This is a genomic window from Gottfriedia sp. NPDC058432 (genome assembly GCF_042721555.1).
GTDB lineage: Bacteria > Bacillota > Bacilli > Bacillales > Bacillaceae_G > Gottfriedia.
On the sequence record NZ_JBHXLC010000001.1, the window covers coordinates 159,363 to 178,215 of the forward strand.

The following is an 18,853-nucleotide window of genomic DNA, read 5'->3' on the forward strand; positions in this document are numbered from 1 at the left end:
TTATATAATTATGAATGACATTTAATCAATTTGAGTGTAATAAATCTGCTTGAAAGAAGGGCATTTGATGGATCAATATTCAGTTAAACAGGCAAGTTTCCTAATATTAGTAACTTTGACTGGAATTATTAGTTCCGTCATATTACATATCTCTCTCGTATTTGGAATTTTACCAGGATTAATTTTTTTAATCGTATTAAGTTTAAAAAGAGGATATGAAGTTAGAAATATTATGAAGTTAAGCTACCAAGGAATGGGAAAAGTTAAAATTGTACTCTTTATCTTATTTTTAATTAGCTTTTTACTTCCATCTTGGTATCTATCAGGAACGATCACATCGATGGTTTCGATTACTTTACAGGCGATCAATCCACATCACTTTTTTGTCTTTTGTTTTTTAACGACGATGATTTTTTCAATGATTTTGGGCTCGTCGATTGGAACATTAAGTGCTTTAGGAGTTCCTCTTATTAGTAGTGCTATATTACTGCATATACCTGTGGAAATATCGGCTGGAGCTGTTATTTCTGGCGCATTTGTCGGTGATCGCACGTCACCTTTTTCAAGCGCACATCAACTTTTAGCTAACATTCTTGAAACAACTGTCAAAAAACAAGGTAAAGCGATGCTCTTAACATCAATTACTGCTGTAATCATTACAATCTTATTTTTTAGCGTAATGGATTTACAATTTGCGCAAGGAATTACTCAGACACATCATGAAATCGTGAGTAATAATGACATTACGTTCATTCAATTTATTCCACCGATCTTATTAGTTGTACTTGTTTTATTTAGAATCAATATTATTTATTCGTATGTCATTAGTATTTTGTCTGGTAGTTTAATAGCTTTATTTAATGGAATTTCTTTTAGTAAAATTGTGAATTCTTTTTGGCACGGAATTAATGGACTTGGTGGAGGGCTAAGTCATATGTATAGCTTGTTATTGTTTATTGCTGTAGCAGGAATTTATAATGCGTTATTGGAGGAGCTTAATATCATTCAACCTATGCTAGATAAATGGCTTCAAACCTCAACTTCAATGCTATCCGATTCTTTGAAAACAATTGGTGCTACAGCAGTTATATGCGTAATAGCAGGTAACCAAACGATGCCTATTATTTTAACAGGACGCTCTTTTTTAGCACATTGGTCAAATAAATATAACAAAGAGGAATTGGCTCGGTTAATGGCGGATACAACTTTATTATTTCCAGCGATGATACCATGGAATGTACTTGCGATCATGAGTAGTACAGTCATTAATATGAAATTACATGAGTATTTACCTTATGCAATATTCTTATGGCTTCTTCCATGCTTAACGATTTTCATCAATGTGTTTAAAAAAGTTAAGACATACGAAACTAAGTATGAGGTCAGTTCTTAATCAGTTTAAGGGTGAAAACATAGAAAAAGAGATAAATAGCTAATAAGCTATTTATCTCTTATTTTCATACAACACTAGTACTAGTAGATTGTATTTCCTTCAATTGTCTAACAGTAATACTATACTTTGTACGGATAGCTTCTAATTCCATAATTGCCACATCAATGTATTCAGGATCGGCATAAATAAAATTAATTTCTTTTAACTCTAAAAGTTTTTGTAAGCTTCTTAACTCATTATGTAAAATTTGTGATGGCGTTTCATCAATTAATTGGTTTTTAGTAAAACGTTGAAAGAAAGATTTAAAATTGACAGTTTTTCTTCTAGTTATTTTTTGTTCTTGAGCCGTTATTAATTTTGACATTTAGTAATCCTCCCTAAATATAGAAAATATCTACTATTTGAAGACATTGAGCTTGTCCAACTTAATAAACTTGAAAGAAACTTAAGAATTGGTTGTTCTAAATCTTATTACAGCGTTAGTAAGAATATTCATGTAAATTTTTTAAAATCAATTTTTTTTACTAAAATTGATTCTCCAGAAAAAGATGGTTTAAAAGTAGAACGATTTAGAAAAGCTTTAAGTGTATTTACAATTTAACGTTTTGCATCATTCTGTTACACTAAAGGAACATAAAGGTTTTCCTTTGTGCAAAATGAATTTGAAATAAGTGAGGTCAAGATTTATGGAAAAGATTGAAGTAGGCGAAATTCTTACACTTAGCTATGATGAAGGAGACGAGCAAGATTACGAAGTATTAGGCTCAATTACGATTGAAGGTCATGAATACATAGCTGTAGGTTTACTAGAAGAAGTAGAAAAAGAAAGTGAAGAGGATATTGACGTTTTCTTCTTAAGAGTCGCAGAAGATGGCGAGTTTTACGATATTGAAACAGAAGAAGAGTTTGAAAAAGTATCAGCTGCTTTTGATGAAGTTTTAAGATAAAAAGATCATATAAAAGTAGGATTAAAGGATAGGAATACCAGCAAGGGTATAGGAAGTATTTCTTAATTTTAATGAAAAGAGAACACTTGTAGATGATACAAAGTGTTCTTTTTTGTATGTTTATGTAGAAATATGTAGGTTTTATTAAAAATTTGGGGTACAAACTATTAAATTTTCGGTATACTACAAATAGCAATTATATTAGGAGGAAGCTTATGCAATTTTCATTTAGAAATTACGCTTTCCCTTTGATTTTACTTTGTTGTATCATCATTGGTTCAGTCATCGGTTATAACTTTGAAAGCGTCGGAGTTGCCCTTAAACCAATAGGGGATTTATTTTTAAATTTATTATTCGCAGTAGTTGTACCGCTAGTATTTTTCTCTGTAGCCTCAAGCTTTGCAAATGGTGGAGGAGAAAAATTCGGTAAGATTATGCGAAATATGTCAGGGGTATTTTTATTTACAGGTATTATTGCAGCCATCATAATGCTTGTTGTTATGAAATTATATCCGCCTGCACATGGGGTTCATATCCCAATCGTTAAACCGGATGCAACTGATAAAGTTTCAGTAGCGGAGCAAATTGTAAACACATTTACAGTTAATGACTTCTCTGGCTTGTTTACAAGAAGCAATATGTTGGCAATCATCGTTTTTGCTGTATTAGTTGGATTAGCAACGAATAAAGCTGGTGATAAAGCAGACATCGTAAAGAAATTATTATCTAGTGGAAATGTAGTAATCATGAATATGGTTAACTATATTATGTATCTTGCACCTCTAGGACTTGGAGCTTATTTTGCATATCTTGTACCAACATATGGCGAACAATTACTAGGTTCATATAAGAGAGTTTTTATTTTATATTATGTAACTGCTATTCTATTCTATTTTATTTTTTATAGTATTGTTGCTTATATGGCCGGTGGTAGATATGGATTTAAAATTTATTGGAAAAATGTATGGCCATCAACATTTACGTCTCTAGGAACTTGTAGTAGTGCTGCAACGATTCCAACAAATTTTGAATATGCTGAAAAAATGGGTGTATCTAAAAATGTAAGAGAAGGTGTCATTCCTATAGCTAGCGCACTACACAAAGATGGCTCTGTTATGGGTGGCGTAGTAAAAATTGCTTTTGCCTTTGGGGTATTTGGAATGAATTTCTCAGGCATGAATATCTATCTTGTAACAATCGGTATTGCATTACTAGTTGGTATGGTAATGGGAGCAATTCCGAATGGTGGAATGATCGGGGAGATGTTAATTCTTTCTCTGTTTGGTTTACCGGTAGAATCTTTACCAATTCTTGCGGCAATTAGTGCGCTAATTGATCCACCTGCAACAATGTTAAATGCAACAGGTGATTTGTCTGTGAGTATGTTAGTTGAGAGACTGACTAACGGTAAAAAAGCCGCATAAATTATGAAGACTGGGAATCTCCCAGTCTTTTATTTTTTTTAATAGTATTATTCCTTCTCATTTTTTAAGTTTCAGTCATAATACTGCCATTCAATATGGTATAGCGGTTTTCGTTAAGTAAAACATTGGTAAAATATTGTCAGCATCATATCAAACAATACAAAAAAGAACACATAGCTAAATATGTGTTCTCTTTTTAAAAAATTATTTTAAGTTTTCAGGGTTTAATCCTTTTAATTCTTCGATTACGAAAAGACCATCTTTACGGATTAAAACGTCATCGAAATAGATTTCTCCTCCACCGTATTCAGGACGTTGGATACAAACCATATCCCAGTGGATATTTGAGTTGTTACCGTTGTAAGCTTCATCATAAGCTTGACCTGGTGTAAAGTGGAAACTTCCATCGATTTTTTCATCGAATAAGATGTCTCCCATTGGGTGTAAGATGTATGGATTTACACCAATTGCGAATTCACCGATAAAGCGTGCACCTTCATCTGTATCAAAGATTTTGTTGATACGTTCAGTGTCGTTAGCAGTTGCTTCAACAATTTTACCATCTTTGAATTTAAGTTGAACATTTTCAAATGTAAAACCATTGTTAGGAGATGGTGTGTTATAAGAAAGTGTACCATTTACTGAATCACGAACTGGTGCTGTAAATACTTCACCATCAGGAATATTCATTTCACCAGCACATTTAATAGCTGGGATATCTTTAATTGAGAAAGTAAGGTCAGTTCCAGGACCTTTAATTTGTACTTTATCAGTACGGTTCATTAAATCAACTAGAGCATCCATTGCATTGTCCATTTTACCGTAATCTAAATTACATACGTTGAAATAGAAATCTTCAAATGCTTCTGTACTCATTTTTGCTGATTGAGCCATTGAATCAGTTGGATAACGTAATACTACCCATTTCGTTTTTGGAACACGAATTGCTCTATGTACTTTTTGACCTACAGTTTTACCATGGATTTTAGTTTTTTCGTTAGGTACATCAGAAAGTTCATTAATATTAACACCTGAACGTAAACCGATGTATGCGTCCATATCTTTCATTACATTTGCTTCGTATTCTGCTACTTTATTAAAGTGTTCTTCAGTAGCACCCATTAATAATGCGCGATCTACTTTATGATCTTTGATTGATACGAAAGGAAAACCACCAGCAGCATATGCTTCTTTAACTAAAGCTGTAACTAATTCTGTTTCTAGCTTAAAGTTTTCAATTAAGATTTTTTCTCCTGGTTGTAATTTTACAGAGTAATTGATTAAGTTTTTAGCTAATTTTGAAATACGTGGATCTTTCATTGAAAATTCCCTCCAATAATTATAACTATATACCTATTGTAAACTATTTAGTCGGTTTTGTTTACTAAAGTAATCTTTTTTTACTAAAGAATTTGAAAACTTGTTTTACGACTAGTTTAGTGTTTGGTAAAATTTGTAGTATAATACGAAATAAGTGATTAAATTTGTGGAAAGCTATGAATGAAAGGGGTTTTTTCGAATGGATTTAATTTCTATTAGTGCATTAATCGCAGCTGTTGCATTTGTGATCTTAGTTGTATTTATTAGTCGTACTTTATTCCGACTAGAAAGGGTATTTAGAGGTGTAGAGTCTACTATTGCTGAAACACAAAAGGATTTACATAATGTTTGTGTTGAAGCCGTTCAATTAGTACATACTTCGAATCATTTAGCAAATGAGGCTAAAATTTTTGTGAATAATTCGAATGAACTTACGAAAGATATGCGTGAACGAGCAAAATCCCTTGATGTATTAGCTAAATCAGTCGAAGAAGTCGGGGTTACAATCTCAGAAATGAATGAAAAAGTACGAGATACTGCTAATAATGTATCGAATACTGTAAAAGTTAGTACTGAAAAAATGTCCCAATTCGTAAATTGGGGAAATACAGCAATGGATTTATGGGAAAAGTACAAAACGAAGCGTGAGGGAAAAAAGAGAAATGGTAAATCGAATATCAACGATTCAACAGTTTGATGAACTAATTAACAACGAAGAGAAATTTGTGTTTTTAAAGCATAGTACAACATGCCCAATTAGTCATGCAGCTTATACTGAATTTTTAGCATTTGCATCTGCATATGAAAATGTACCATTGTATTTTTTACAAGTTCAAGATGACAGAGAATTATCTAACTATATTGCTGAAAAAGTGGCAATAAAACACGAATCTCCTCAATTATTTATTTTTGAAAATGGAGAAGCAGTTTATAATACTTCTCATTTTTCAATTAAGAAAGATTCAATTGAAAATGCTTTACTAAAAAAATAAAAAAACTGCACCTAAGGTGCAGTTTTTTTATTCTACGTCAAATCCAGCGGCTTTCCATGCAGCAGTACCACCATCGATATATGAAACATCAGTGAATCCCATTTTTTTAAGTAAATATGCTCCTAAAGATGCTTGGCCACCTGCACCACATGTTACAAGAACTGGGCGATTTCGATCTGCTAATTTAGGCTCGCGTAAATGTTCTGGTAATTCTAAATCAGCACGAATTGGTAGCATTCCAAGTGAGATATTCAGACTGCTTGGTATTAATCCACATGCACCTGCATCAGCTGCGTCTTGTACATCAATTACTAATGTTTCAGGATTAGCATTAATTTTTTCACGAGCATCTGCTGAACTTATTCCTTCTACATTTTCGCGTGCTTCTGCAACCATTTGTTTAAATGTAATTGCCATTTTTACTCCTCCAATATAATAAAGTTAGAAATTCCTTAAATTGGAAATCTCATCTATACAATACACCGAAAGTCTTATGTAATTCAAATTGATGGAACTGATCTTAGTGTTTATAGGAAAAAAGTAATAAAAATTAAAGGTTAAAACAAGGGAAATCAAGTTATGTGCAGAAATTAATTATAGTTAAATTATTTTTACATATTAAAATTGAGCGGTGAAAGAAGGAGTAAATATGCAAGAGACATATAAATTTAAAACATCTAATCAGCATTTGCATGCATCTTTTAGTAACGAATATAAACCTATTCAAAAGATTCGTTCTGGTGATTTAATTGAATTTGATACGATTGATATCGGGTGGGGTTATTCGCATCAAAATGGAGAAAGAGTTAGATTCCAGTCAAGGGAAAAGGAAGAAGAATGGGGCCATCCTATGATTGGTCCAATTTATGTAGAAGGTGCTAAACCGGGGATGACACTTGAAATTAAAATAAACGAATTAAAAGCTGGCTGGTACGGCTGGAATTGTGCAGGTGGTAATAAGAATTGGCAAAATGACGCATTAGGTATTTCTGAAGAACCAGAAGTAACTTTAAACTGGCTAATCAATGAAAAAAATAATACAGCGATGACTAAAATTAGAGATAGGGAAGTTACAGTACCAGTAATCCCATTTTTAGGAGTCCTAGCTACAGCGCCTTATGAATCAGGTGTTCATTCAACTATACCGCCAAGATATTGTGGTGGAAATATTGACTGTAAAGAGTTGGTAGAAGGTAGTACTTTGTATTTACCTATAGCCGTTGAAGGAGCACTTTTTTCTGCAGGTGATGGACACGCTGCACAAGGAGATGGGGAAGTATCTGGTCAAGCGATTGAAGCTCCTTTTGATAAAGTGAATCTTACTCTTACAGTAAGAGAAGATATGCAGATTAATATGCCACGAGCTAACACACCAGTAGGGTGGCTTACTTTTGGTTTTGATGAAGACTTAAATCTAGCAACTAAAACTGCATTAAATGGCATGGTCGAGTTAATTCAAGAGCTATACGATCTTGAAAAAACAGAAGCAGTTGCTTTAGCTAGTGTTTGTGTTGATTTGAGAATAACTCAAATTGTTAACCATGTTAAAGGTGTCCATGCTGTTTTGCCTCATAATATGAATATCACTTCAATTTATAAATAGATTTGAAAATTGGAGGTTAATTAAATGCCGTTTTGTACTATAAATAATGTTGATATAAACTATGAAATAATGGGTGAAGGAAAACCAATTGTTATGATTCATGGGTTTACCCCAGATTCTAGGTTAATGCAAGTTTGCATGGAACCTATTTTTGCGATGCGAAACGGTTATAAAAGAATTTACTTTGATCTTCCAGGTATGGGTAAAACAAAGGGCGATACTAACATTAATACGACAGATGATATGCTGAACATAGTCTTAAAGTTTATTGATACGATCATACCAGGTCAATCATTTTTATTAGCCGGAGAATCTTATGGGGGATATTTAGCACGAGGAATTATTGCTAATAGACCTGAAAAAGTAAAAGGTGTTGCTTTTATTTGTCCGCTGATTATTCCCGATTTTGAAAAAAGGTCGCTACCAAGCCATACGATAATAGTAGAAGATAAAACTTTTTTGAATCAATTAAATGAACTTGAAGAAGCTGATTTTCGTTCAAACAATGTTGTTTTAGATAAGAAAACTTGGGTCCGTTATAAAGATGAAATTGTTAGCGGATGTTCAATCGCCGATCAGGATTTTTTATCTAAAATAAGGAATAATTACGGATTTTCATTTGAAATAGATAAAATTAAGTTTAATGAACCAAGTTTATTTTTATTAGGATTACAAGACTCGGTCGTAGGATTTAAAGACGCATTTGCTATTCTTGAAAAATTTCCAAGAGCAACATTTGCAATTTTAGATAAAGCTGGCCATAATCTTCAAATAGAACAAGAGGATCTATTTAACTCGCTGATCACTGAATGGTTAGACAGAGTGGTGGAAGTAGAAGAAGGACTTACTATTAATTAAGATAAGAAAGAAGAGTTATTTTAATAACTCTTCTTTTTTATTTGGTCCAGCAACTTTTCCCATAGAGAATACAAAATATTCACTAAAAAAACATTTTTTTAAAATAATGCTCAAGTTTTGATTAGCTTTCAATAAAGTGTCATAATAACAAATGAGATATTGGTATTTGCAAGGAGGATTTAAATTGACTAAAAATGATTTAGAGCAACTTAGAATTGAAATAGACGAGATTAATCATCAAATATTTGAGTTATTAAATAAAAGAGGCGAAATCGCTAAAAAAATTGGGATAGCAAAAATTGATCAAGGCGTTAAACGTTATGACCCAGTTAGGGAACGTAAGATGCTAGATCATATTGCCGAAATTAATGAAGGTCCCTTTAGTACGGCTACCCTCCAACATATTTTTAAAGAAATTTTTAAAAGTAGCTTAGAACTTCAAGAAGAAGACGATAAAAAAGTTCTACTTGTTTCAAGAAAAAGAAAATCAGAAAACACGATCGTAAATGTAAATGGTGTTAATATTGGTGATGGAAGCCCAATTATTATTGCAGGCCCATGTGCAGTAGAGAGCTATGAACAAGTTGATTCTGTAGCGAAAGTGTTAAAGGAACAAGGAATTAAAATTATGCGTGGCGGTGCATTTAAACCACGTACTTCGCCTTATGACTTCCAAGGACTTGGTGAAGAGGGCTTAAAGATTTTAAAAGAGGTTGGCCAAAATCATGGGCTGGCAATTATTAGTGAAATAGTAAGCCCAGAACATATTGAAATGGCATTAGATTATGTTGATATCATTCAAATCGGCGCAAGAAATATGCAGAATTTTGAACTACTAAAAGCAGCAGGTTCTGTAAATAAACCAATCTTATTAAAAAGAGGTTTATCAGCGACAATCGAAGAATTCATTTATGCAGCTGAATACATTATGTCAGAAGGCAATCAAGAAATCATTTTATGTGAACGTGGCATAAGAACTTATGAAAAAGCTACGAGAAATACTTTAGATATAACAGCTGTTCCAATTTTAAAACAAGAAACACATTTACCAGTATTAGTTGATGTTACACATTCGACTGGTAGAAGAGACTTGCTAATTCCTGCAGCAAAAGCGGGCCTAGCAATTGGAGCTGATGGTATCATGGCAGAGGTTCATCCTGATCCTGCTACTGCTTTAAGTGACTCATCTCAGCAAATGAATTTTGATCAATTTGATCAATTTATGTCTGAAGTTAATTCTTTCATAAATCGATAATCAACATAAAAGCGCTGGCTGAACAAAATCAGTCGGCGCTTTTTGAATAATTTGTGAACGTTTGTTTTAAATTAGCAATATATAGTGATAAACTACAAATAATTTACAATTTTTTCTAATAGGTCTATTGAACGAATATTGGTTTCACTATAAGATAGAATGAAGCACTTTTTTGTGGAATATTGCGTTTTATGACTATTTTACCTAAATAAAAAACAAACTACATAATAGATAGAATAAAATAGAGGAGTGATGAAAATGACGGTTACGATTTATGATGTAGCACGCGAGGCAAACGTTTCTATGGCTACAGTTTCACGAGTAGTTAATGGTAATCCAAATGTTAAACCTACTACACGAAAAAAAGTAAACGAAGCAATCAGCCGTTTAGGATATAGACCAAATGCAGTAGCAAGAGGACTAGCAAGTAAAAAAACAACTACAGTTGGTGTAATTATTCCAGACATTTCAAATACTTTTTATGCAGAACTAGCACGTGGTATTGAAGATATTGCAACAATGTATAAATACAATATTATCTTAAGTAACTCGGATGAGAATGTTGAGAAAGAAATTACTTTAATAAATAATATGTTAGCAAAACAAGTTGACGGAATTTTATTTATTGGTGGAACAATTACCGATATTCATCAAGAAGAGTACGAAAAGGCTGGAGTTCCAATCGTATTAGCGACTACATATGATCAAGCTAATAAGATCCCTTCAGTAAATATCGATTATACTCAGGCGGCATTTGATGCAGTAGATTATTTAATTAAAAAAGGTCACCAAAAAGTAGCATTTGTAAACGGTCCTACTGAAACGAATATTATCGGATTAAGTAAGTTAGAAGGATATAAGCGTGCTTTACAAGAAAATGGAATCGAATTCGATGAAGATTTAGTAACTTATGGTGATAATACGTATGAATCAGGCAGTGAAGCCTTTGAAGCTTTCCATGAGCGTAATATTATCCCAAGCGCGATTTTCGTAGCATCTGATGAAATGGCGATTGGTGTAATCCACAGTGCCCAAGATCATGGAATATTAGTACCGAATAACCTTGAAGTTTTTGGATTTGATAATACAAGGCTGGCATTAATGGTGCGTCCAAAATTATCATCTGTTGCTCAACCAATGTATGATATTGGTGCAGTTGCAATGAGATTATTAACGAAGTATATGAATAAAGAGACAGTGGAAGATCATACAGTCATTCTTCCGCATCATCTTCAAATTAGACAATCAACAAAGTAAATGATGAAAGTAGCTTAGAATTTTAGTGATTCTAGGCTTTTTTGTTTTTAGGAGGAACTTATGGGGGAAAGAAAGATGGAGTAACGTTGGCCTGCAAATAAATCTAAGAGGCCAGCAAATAAAGTTTAAATAAGTGCAAATAAAAGTAGAACTGCAAATAAAATCCAAGAACCGCAATTAAAAATAGCAAAACTGCAATTAAAATCGAAGAACTGCAATTAAATATAGTAAAACAGCAATTAAAACTTTGTAAATCGCAAATAAAGCAATAGAATACATTTACCGGTAATCGTATTTCATACCTTTTTTAACAGATATTAGTTCGTTTTTAGTAATAAGCTAGCAAATTTGTTCTGATTCTATCTTTAAAAGAACCATATTTGAATTGAATTCTACTAATTCACGCTCAAAAATCTATCCGAAATAAAAAAACGCCGTCGAGATACCCTCTCAAGCGGCGCGTAGTATTTAAATAAAAGGCTTCTTTTGCTGAACGTGCAATGGTTCAAGTGCACGGTATAAGACTTGTTCATTGTATTCCTCTATTTCCTTTTTCCTTGGAATAGGCTTTACGATTGATGGATTGTCTGTCCAGGTTATAGGTAACTCAACATTAGCAATTTTCTGCCATTTCTCTAGCCAGTTATCCGGTATTAGGTTTGAAGTTGGTTGTTGATTTGTCATAGCTATCCATACTTGTGACCAAGCTCTTGGTACTACTCTCCAGTAATCGTATCCCCCGCCAGCAACAGCAATCCATTTGCCATCGCAATATTTATGAGCGATTTCATGTGCGATTTTGGGGATTTCCTCGAATGTTTTCATTGTCGTACAAAGATGAGTTAATGGATCGTAACAATGCGAATCAGAGCCATTTTGGGTGAGAATTACATCTGGTTTGAAGTAGTCAGCTATATCGTTTATTGCTTTTTTATAGCTTAATAGAAATGATTCGTCTTCGGTGAAAGCATCAATAGGAATGTTAAAAGAGTATCCGAAACCTTTTCCTTGTCCTCTTTCGGTTACCGCACCTGTACCGGGAAATAGATATCTACCAGTTTCATGTATTGAAAGTGTGCAAACAGTCGGGTCATCATAAAATGCCCACTGAACTCCGTCTCCATGGTGTGCGTCCGTATCTACATATAACACCTTTAAACCGTATTTCTGTTGAATATATTTTATGGCGATTGCACAGTCATTATAAACACAAAAACCAGAGGCTTTTCGTTTAAAACCATGATGTAGTCCACCACCTAAATTAAAAGCATGATTGGATTTTCCCTCTAGAACGGCATCTACTGCTGTTAATGTGCCACCAACAATTAATGAACTGGCCTCGTGCATATTTTTAAAAATGGGTGTATCTTCAGTTCCAAGCCCGAATTGTTCAGCAATATTTGCACTAACTGGTTCGAGACTTGCTTTTTTAACTTGATTGATAAATTGTAAATCATGAAAAAGGAGCAGCTCGTCATCTGTTGCTAATCTTGGTGGAATAGTATCATCATTATTTAATAGATTACTAGATTTTAATAGTTCATAAACTAATTGAGAGCGAATCGGATTAAATGGATGTTTTTCGTTGAATTGATAGGCATGGTATTCTTCACTATAAACTAAGTATGCATCCTTTTTCATCATGATTCACTCGCTTCATTTGGCCAAAGAATTTTATATCCTTCAGTTTTTAATGTTTGAATGATCGTAAGTGGATTCATCGTTTGAATTCTAAATACGAGAACCTTATGATCCACTTCTTTTGCAGGGTAAACAAGGACACTTACAATATTTATGTTTTCTTTTGAAAAAACGTTAACAACGTCACTTAAAATGCCTGGATGATCATGGACTAAGATTTCTATTTGGGAGCTAGGTTGATATGCTCCTGTTAAAGTTACTAGAGTGTGTAATACATCAATTTCGGTTACAAGTCCGATTAATTTTCCGCTAGATACGACTGGTAAACAGCCTATTTTATATTGATAGAAATAAGTTGCTACTTCTTCAACAAAGTCAATTGGACTGCAAGTTATGACATTAGTCGTCATAATTTTTTCAACAGGAACCTCAAGTACAGATGAAAATGCTTGTGGAAATAATGTTGAAGGTAGGGCATCGCGTACATCTCGATCAGAAATGATTCCAACCACTTGGTCATCTTCATTAATGATTGGAATATGACGAACATCACCTGTTCGAAAAATTGTTACTGCATCGCCAATTGTATTTTCTTTTTTTAAAGTAATGTTTGAACTGCGCATAATATCTTGAATAAGCATTATTTGAATCCTACCTTTCGAGAATAAAGTTCAATTAGTACATATATCTTTGTAAAAAGCGTAGTGCGTCAAATGCTTGAATTTCTTCAGTTGTAACTCGTTTTCCCATTCTTACCATTAAACAGTTTGCTGGATGCGAACAGATTTCAGGATCATCAGTTGCAAATTGGATGAGTCCACCGGCATTCATCATTTTTTCCATCATTTTTCGGTATTCCCATACATTTAAACCAGTACCTTTTAAATCCCAATGCCAATAATACTCTGTTGTGATAATGATATAGTCTTCCATTGCATCATCTAGCATTGATAGAATTAACATGTTTTTAGCAACTGAAAAACCTCGAAATTCAGGTATTACTTCAATTGCTCCAAGCTCGATTAAATTTTCTAAAGTTGTTTTTGACCATCTTTCAAGTGGGTCTGGATATAAATAAGTTACATAACCTACTATTGTTTGTTCAAGTCTAGCAATAATAATTCTAGCTTCAGGTAGACTAGCAATTTCAACAATTGCTTTATGTTGTTGTACTGGTTGTCTAAAAGATGTTAAATTTTCATGAAATTGATATGTTTCAAGTAAGGCAGATTCGACTGGTCCCTCTATAATTAATTCACCATGTACAGTTTGGATTGTTTTTGAAAAATATTTTTTTGGGTGATCCAATATTACTCACTCCCTTTAGAAAACACCTTTTTAATAATCATACTAAAAAATGCAGGAAAGACATACAGGAAAAAAAACAGTAGGTGTCTAATACATATAAATGGTTAATTTATTAAAAATACTGAAAATTAAATCTTATCATTGTATAATGATAGTAGAGAATATCAAGGAGGGATTTAGATGAAGGTGGAAGCGCTTCCTGTAAAAAACGGACAATTTAATTTAAAAAACTACGAGGAAACTTATAAAAATTTTAAGTGGGAAGATGTAGAGAAAGAGTTTTCTTGGTATACAACACAAAAGTATAATGTAGCATTTGAAGCTATCGATCGTCATGCAAATTCTGATCGAAAAGATAAAGTTGCGTTGTATTACAAAGATGATAAGCGAAATGAAAAATATACGTATGAAGAAATGAAAATTAATTCAAATAAGGCTGCAAATGTTTTAAAACAATTCGGTGACGTTGAAAAAGGTGATCGAGTATTTATTTTCATGCCTCGTCAACCAGAATTGTATTTTGCGCTTTTAGGAGCTTTAAAATTAGGTGCTATTGTTGGACCTTTATTCGAGGCATTTATGGAAGGTGCTGTTAAGGATCGTTTAGAGGATAGTGAGGCAAAGGTATTAGTAACAACGCCAGAATTATTATCACGTGTCCCAGTTAATGATCTACCTGCGTTAAAAACAATCTTCCTTTTAGGCGATGACGTTGAGGAAGGCGGTAAATTTGTTGATTTTAAAGCTCGTTATAAAGAGGCGAAATCAGATTTTGAGATTACATGGTTAAATCGCCACGATGGTTTAATTTTACATTATACTTCAGGGTCAACTGGAAAACCAAAAGGTGTTCTTCACGTTCAACAAGCGATGATCCAACACTATCAAACTGGTAAATGGGTGACAGATCTTCAACAAGATGATGTTTACTGGTGCACAGCGGATCCAGGTTGGGTAACTGGAACTTCTTACGGTATTTTTGGACCTTGGTTAAATGGTGCTTCTAACGTAATATTAGGAGGTCGTTTCAGTCCAGATGCTTGGTACGAAACAATTCAAGAATTCGGAGTAACGGTTTGGTATAGTGCTCCAACAGCATTCCGTATGCTTATGGGTTCAGGGGAAGACGTTATTAAGAAGTATGATTTAAGTTCACTTCGACATATTTTAAGTGTTGGTGAGCCTTTAAATCCAGAGGTAGTTCGTTGGGGAGCAAAAGTATTTAATTTACGAATCCATGATAATTGGTGGATGACCGAAACTGGAGCTTCATTAATTTGTAACTATCCATGTATGCCAATTCGCCCTGGTTCAATGGGTAAACCATTCCCAGGAATCGAGGCAGCTATTGTTGATAATAACGGAAATGAAGTTGCTCCATATACGATGGGAAATCTAGCGATTAAAAAGGGTTGGCCATCGATGATGAACACAATTTGGAATAATGAAGCAAAATTCCAATCATATTTCTTAAATGATGAGTGGTATGTTTCAGGTGATTCAGCATATATGGATGAGGATGGATATTTCTGGTTCCAAGGTCGAGTAGATGATGTAATTATGACTTCAGGTGAGAGAGTAGGTCCATTTGAAGTAGAGAGTAAACTTGTCGAGCATCCTGCGATTGCAGAAGCTGGTGTAATTGGAATACCAGATCCTGTAAGAGGTGAGATTATTAAAGCGTTTGTTGCGCTAAGAGATGGGTATGTTGCTTCAGATGAATTGAAGGAAGAAATCCGTAACTTTGTAAAACTAGGACTAGCAGCTCATGCAGCACCTAGACAAATCGAATTCCGTGATAAATTACCAAAAACTCGAAGCGGAAAAATTATGCGAAGAGTATTAAAAGCATGGGAGTTAGACCTTCCAACTGGTGATTTATCAACGATGGAAGATTAATAAAAAAGAAAACCATTGGAAAAATATCCATGGACTTACCCCTGTCAAGTAGACACATTTAAATAAGACCGACTAAGCAGCCGTTGTTAACCTGTATTTTACAGGGGAACAACGGTTGAGTCGTTTTTGTGACCGTTCATTATTATAGAAGTGGATATACTCTTCAATCGCTTGAATAAGTTCCTGTTCTGAATTAAAATTAGATAGATACACCATTTCACATTTGAAGTGTGAGAAGAATGATTCAACGCAAGCGTTGTCTAGACAGTTTCCTTTGCGAGAGTGGCTGCCTAACATATTATTCTTTTCTAAGAACTGGCTGTATTTTGTAGACGTGTACTGGAATCCCTGATCTGAATGCAGGATACTTCCATGCACGTTTCTTTTTTTACATAAATCACTAACTGTTTCGATGACTAATTTAATATCATTTCGATCTGAACACTTCCAAGATACAACTTCATTATTATAAAGATCCTGAATAACTGAAAGGTAATAAAACTTGTTTCCTACTTTGATAAAAGTAATATCTGTCCCAAAAGCAATATTTGGCATTTGTGTTTTAAACTGGCGATTTAAGAGATTAGGATAAACATTCGATTCATCTCTCCCGAAATATTTTCTTTTCTTTCGAATGACTGATTTGATATCTAGTTCCTTCATTAATCTATATACTTTTTTATGGTTTACAACTAAACCTTCTTCTCTCAAACGGTCAGTTATTCGTGGATAGCCATAATACGGACGTATTGAATGAATCGCGTGAATGTGTGATTTTACAGCTTCTTCTTTAATTTTATTGGATTGTTGATTCTCGGCTGATTTTCTCCATTTATAGAAACCAGACCTTGATACTTCAGCGATTTTAACAAGCATAGTGATAGGATATTTATCTTTCATCTCTTCAATAATTTCGAATCTACTTTCTTTCGGAGTTTTCCCTCCTTGATTTAGATTTTGATATCGCTTTTTTAGAAAGGCTACCTGTGCTTTCAGATAATCTCTTTCTTCCTCAATACTTACAAATTTTGTTCTTTGAAACCCATTAAAACGATGGTTTGTATGTTTACCCCGTTTATCTTCAAAAGATCTACCTTCTCTGTATCGATTTACCCAATCTTTAAGTGGAGAAGGACTAGGCATTCCAACTTCAAGGGCAACTGTTTTATAACTTTTATCTCCTTCAAGATATAGTTTTACGGCTCTAAGTTTAAAATCCTCAGAATATTTTTTAGATGTACGATTAATTTTAGACAAAATAAAATCCCCCAATAGTAGACTACCTATCCTTATTATCGGATGGTCTTTTTTGTGTGTCTACTATAAGGGGATAATATCATCCAATGGTTTTTTGTTGTTTTAAAATTTACGATCGGAGCCACCACCGTCGGAGCTTCCCCCGCCGCCCGAAGAGTTTAATAATGCAGGTAATAAATTCAAAATGAAATAAGTAAGTACACCATTAAAGAACATCATATCAATGATGATGAATACTTTTAAAGTGTCCCATAAATGACTTGTTTTAGAATGACCAGTTTGTTCAGATCCATTTAAAATAACATTATATAGTGATTTATATGTGTTTGTTAATGCAAGGGATTCTTCGCCTTTTTTTAAATAGGGTATAGCATTCTGGTCTAGGATTTTACCAGATCTAATATCTGTTACAACACCTTCTAAACCATATCCTACTTCGATTCTTATTTGTCTGTCTCTTTTAGCATAAAACAAAAGAACACCATTATTTTTCTCTTTATTACCTAAACCATATTTTCGAAATGCTGTATTCGCATATTCTTTAATAACATTTCCTTCGAGACTTGGGATTGATAATACCGCAAGTTGAGCAGAGGTAGTGTCTTCCAATTTTTTCCCTAATTAAATTAGAGTTTGCGTATCTTCTCTGTTAAGAACATTTGCATAATCTTGTACATAAATGTCTCCTACTTGAGAAGGTACTTTAATTTCAGCATTTGCTCCTGTAGCAAATGAAAAAAGAAATCCTATTAGGAATATTGATGAGAGAAATTTTCTCATTTATTACCTGCGCCACTAAAGTCAACCTCAGGTGTGGCTTTATCTTTTTCAGATACCTCAAAGTAATCCTTCTTCTCGAATCCAAAAGGGCCAGCTACTAGTACACCAGGGAATTTTTTGATTTTTTGGTTGTAAACAGTTACTGCATCATTGTAATCTTTACGAGCAATAGCTAGTCGATTTTCAGTTCCTTCTAGGCTATCCATTAATGCTTGGAAATTTTGATTTGATTTTAAATCAGGATAGTTTTCTACTACTACTAATAGACGACTTAATGCTCCAGACAATTCTGCATCAGCTTTACTTTTATCAGCAGTCGTTTGAGCACCAGCTAATTTTGCGCGCGCATCTGTTACTGAAGCAATCACATCTTTCTCTTGTGTAGCATATCCTTTTACTGTATTTACTAAGTTTGGTATTAAATCTGAACGACGTTTTAGTTGGTTATCAACTTGTGACATTTTATTTGTTACATTTTCTTCCTGAGTCACAAAGCTATTATAGCTTCCGACACCCATAAAGATTAGAACGACTACAATAATTAAAGCAATCCATATTCCTTTATTCTTCAAGAAAAAACACTTTATTTCCAAAATATGTATTTTTAAAGATGTTAGTATTAATATTTAACCATATTATTTGATAGAAAGCATTTTTATTCAAATATTGAATGACAATTTAAATAAAATTAATAAAAATTTAATTATCTATTTGACTTAAACGTTTTATTTGTGATATAAATGTTTCATAACATTTTAATAGTGAGCGTTGAAAGGCTTAGTAGTGTGAATGGTATTGGATCAGAGAGCTAATGGTTGGTGAGAATTAGCACAGACATTGACATGAATTACACCCTGGAGCATTCTTTTTCGAAATTTGTTTAATGCAAATTAGGATTAGAACGGTTAACAACCGTTAA

20 protein-coding genes and 1 other annotated feature (1 of these 21 running past the window's edge) are annotated in these 18,853 nt (G+C 33.4%); of the genes, 10 read left to right on the forward strand and 10 right to left on the reverse strand.

The genetic code is table 11. The features are described from left to right. Positions 1-67 precede the first annotated feature (67 nt). Positions 68-1,393, forward strand: a complete 1,326-nt coding sequence (locus ACFWM3_RS00860; protein WP_082459539.1) for a Na+/H+ antiporter NhaC family protein — start codon at positions 68-70, stop codon at positions 1,391-1,393. A 64-nt stretch (positions 1,394-1,457) separates the two neighbouring features. On the opposite strand, the gene ACFWM3_RS00865 is transcribed toward ACFWM3_RS00860, so the two are convergent. After that, positions 1,458-1,757, reverse strand: a complete 300-nt coding sequence (locus tag ACFWM3_RS00865) for a hypothetical protein (protein ID WP_056473468.1) — start codon at positions 1,755-1,757, stop codon at positions 1,458-1,460. 322 nt (positions 1,758-2,079) lie between these two features. Here ACFWM3_RS00865 and ACFWM3_RS00870 point away from each other — a divergent pair, with 322 nt between their 5' ends. Then, positions 2,080-2,340 carry a DUF1292 domain-containing protein gene (locus ACFWM3_RS00870; RefSeq protein WP_056473469.1) on the forward strand — a complete coding sequence of 87 codons (261 nt, stop codon included), beginning with the start codon at positions 2,080-2,082 and terminating at the stop codon, positions 2,338-2,340. Between the two features lie 215 nt (positions 2,341-2,555). Next, a complete protein-coding gene (locus ACFWM3_RS00875) occupies positions 2,556-3,764 on the forward strand; it encodes a dicarboxylate/amino acid:cation symporter (RefSeq protein WP_390309715.1) in 1,209 nt (402 codons plus the stop codon). A 204-nt stretch (positions 3,765-3,968) separates the two neighbouring features. Here ACFWM3_RS00875 and ACFWM3_RS00880 read toward each other — a convergent pair whose 3' ends face one another. Continuing rightward, positions 3,969-5,084 (reverse strand): aminopeptidase, encoded by a 1,116-nt coding sequence (locus tag ACFWM3_RS00880; RefSeq protein WP_056473474.1) that lies wholly within the window; start codon positions 5,082-5,084, stop codon positions 3,969-3,971. 199 nt (positions 5,085-5,283) lie between these two features. Here ACFWM3_RS00880 and ACFWM3_RS00885 point away from each other — a divergent pair, with 199 nt between their 5' ends. Continuing rightward, positions 5,284-5,781, forward strand: coding sequence for a DUF948 domain-containing protein (locus ACFWM3_RS00885; protein WP_056473476.1), 498 nt, complete (start codon positions 5,284-5,286; stop codon positions 5,779-5,781). Then, entirely contained in the window at positions 5,747-6,076 is a 330-nt protein-coding gene (gene ytxJ / locus ACFWM3_RS00890; protein ID WP_056473479.1) for a bacillithiol system redox-active protein YtxJ, read from the forward strand. Before ACFWM3_RS00885 ends, ytxJ begins: the two co-directional genes overlap by 35 nt. 27 nt (positions 6,077-6,103) lie before the next feature. Here the strand turns inward: ytxJ and ACFWM3_RS00895 are convergent, their stop codons facing one another. Beyond that, positions 6,104-6,493 carry a rhodanese-like domain-containing protein gene (locus ACFWM3_RS00895; protein ID WP_056473481.1) on the reverse strand — a complete coding sequence of 130 codons (390 nt, stop codon included), beginning with the start codon at positions 6,491-6,493 and terminating at the stop codon, positions 6,104-6,106. Positions 6,494-6,725: 232 nt separating this feature from the next. Here ACFWM3_RS00895 and ACFWM3_RS00900 point away from each other — a divergent pair, with 232 nt between their 5' ends. From ACFWM3_RS00900 to ccpA, 4 genes are all read left to right on the forward strand, one after another. Then, positions 6,726-7,679, forward strand: coding sequence for an acetamidase/formamidase family protein (locus ACFWM3_RS00900; protein WP_390309717.1), 954 nt, complete (start codon positions 6,726-6,728; stop codon positions 7,677-7,679). Between the two features lie 24 nt (positions 7,680-7,703). Then, positions 7,704-8,537 (forward strand): alpha/beta fold hydrolase, encoded by an 834-nt coding sequence (locus tag ACFWM3_RS00905; protein WP_390309719.1) that lies wholly within the window; start codon positions 7,704-7,706, stop codon positions 8,535-8,537. 184 nt (positions 8,538-8,721) lie between these two features. Further along, complete coding sequence (locus ACFWM3_RS00910) at positions 8,722-9,792, forward strand: bifunctional 3-deoxy-7-phosphoheptulonate synthase/chorismate mutase (RefSeq protein ID WP_056473486.1); 1,071 nt, start codon at positions 8,722-8,724, stop codon at positions 9,790-9,792. Positions 9,793-10,050: 258 nt separating this feature from the next. Beyond that, a complete protein-coding gene (ccpA, locus tag ACFWM3_RS00915; protein WP_056473487.1) occupies positions 10,051-11,049 on the forward strand; it encodes a catabolite control protein A in 999 nt (332 codons plus the stop codon). Positions 11,050-11,517: 468 nt separating this feature from the next. Here the strand turns inward: ccpA and ACFWM3_RS00920 are convergent, their stop codons facing one another. The 3 genes from ACFWM3_RS00920 to ACFWM3_RS00930 are packed head-to-tail and all read right to left on the reverse strand — an operon-like array spanning position 11,518 to position 13,998. Next, positions 11,518-12,690, reverse strand: a complete 1,173-nt coding sequence (locus ACFWM3_RS00920; protein WP_390309721.1) for an acetoin utilization protein AcuC — start codon at positions 12,688-12,690, stop codon at positions 11,518-11,520. Then, entirely contained in the window at positions 12,690-13,331 is a 642-nt protein-coding gene (locus tag ACFWM3_RS00925) for an acetoin utilization AcuB family protein (protein WP_056473491.1), read from the reverse strand. The genes ACFWM3_RS00920 and ACFWM3_RS00925 overlap by 1 nt, the downstream gene beginning before the upstream one ends. Before the next feature lie 34 nt (positions 13,332-13,365). Next, a complete protein-coding gene (locus tag ACFWM3_RS00930) occupies positions 13,366-13,998 on the reverse strand; it encodes a GNAT family N-acetyltransferase (RefSeq protein WP_056473493.1) in 633 nt (210 codons plus the stop codon). A gap of 180 nt (positions 13,999-14,178) precedes the next feature. Between ACFWM3_RS00930 and acsA the strand changes: the two genes are divergently transcribed. Continuing rightward, positions 14,179-15,897, forward strand: a complete 1,719-nt coding sequence (gene acsA, locus ACFWM3_RS00935) for an acetate--CoA ligase (RefSeq protein WP_056473495.1) — start codon at positions 14,179-14,181, stop codon at positions 15,895-15,897. A gap of 72 nt (positions 15,898-15,969) precedes the next feature. Here acsA and ACFWM3_RS00940 read toward each other — a convergent pair whose 3' ends face one another. The 4 genes from ACFWM3_RS00940 to ACFWM3_RS00955 all read right to left on the reverse strand — a co-directional run bounded on the left by ACFWM3_RS00940 (position 15,970) and on the right by ACFWM3_RS00955 (position 18,506). Continuing rightward, positions 15,970-17,154 (reverse strand): IS3 family transposase, encoded by a 1,185-nt coding sequence (locus ACFWM3_RS00940; RefSeq protein WP_172795395.1) that lies wholly within the window; start codon positions 17,152-17,154, stop codon positions 15,970-15,972. Between the two features lie 102 nt (positions 17,155-17,256). Continuing rightward, positions 17,257-17,763, reverse strand: a complete 507-nt coding sequence (locus ACFWM3_RS00945; protein WP_390309724.1) for a TPM domain-containing protein — start codon at positions 17,761-17,763, stop codon at positions 17,257-17,259. A gap of 12 nt (positions 17,764-17,775) precedes the next feature. Further along, positions 17,776-17,934 (reverse strand): hypothetical protein, encoded by a 159-nt coding sequence (locus tag ACFWM3_RS00950; RefSeq protein ID WP_390309726.1) that lies wholly within the window; start codon positions 17,932-17,934, stop codon positions 17,776-17,778. Then, positions 17,931-18,506, reverse strand: coding sequence for a LemA family protein (locus ACFWM3_RS00955; RefSeq protein WP_387366421.1), 576 nt, complete (start codon positions 18,504-18,506; stop codon positions 17,931-17,933). The genes ACFWM3_RS00950 and ACFWM3_RS00955 overlap by 4 nt, the downstream gene beginning before the upstream one ends. Before the next feature lie 187 nt (positions 18,507-18,693). Further along, positions 18,694-18,853 (forward strand) — a binding site (T-box leader) (it continues 71 nt past the right edge of the window).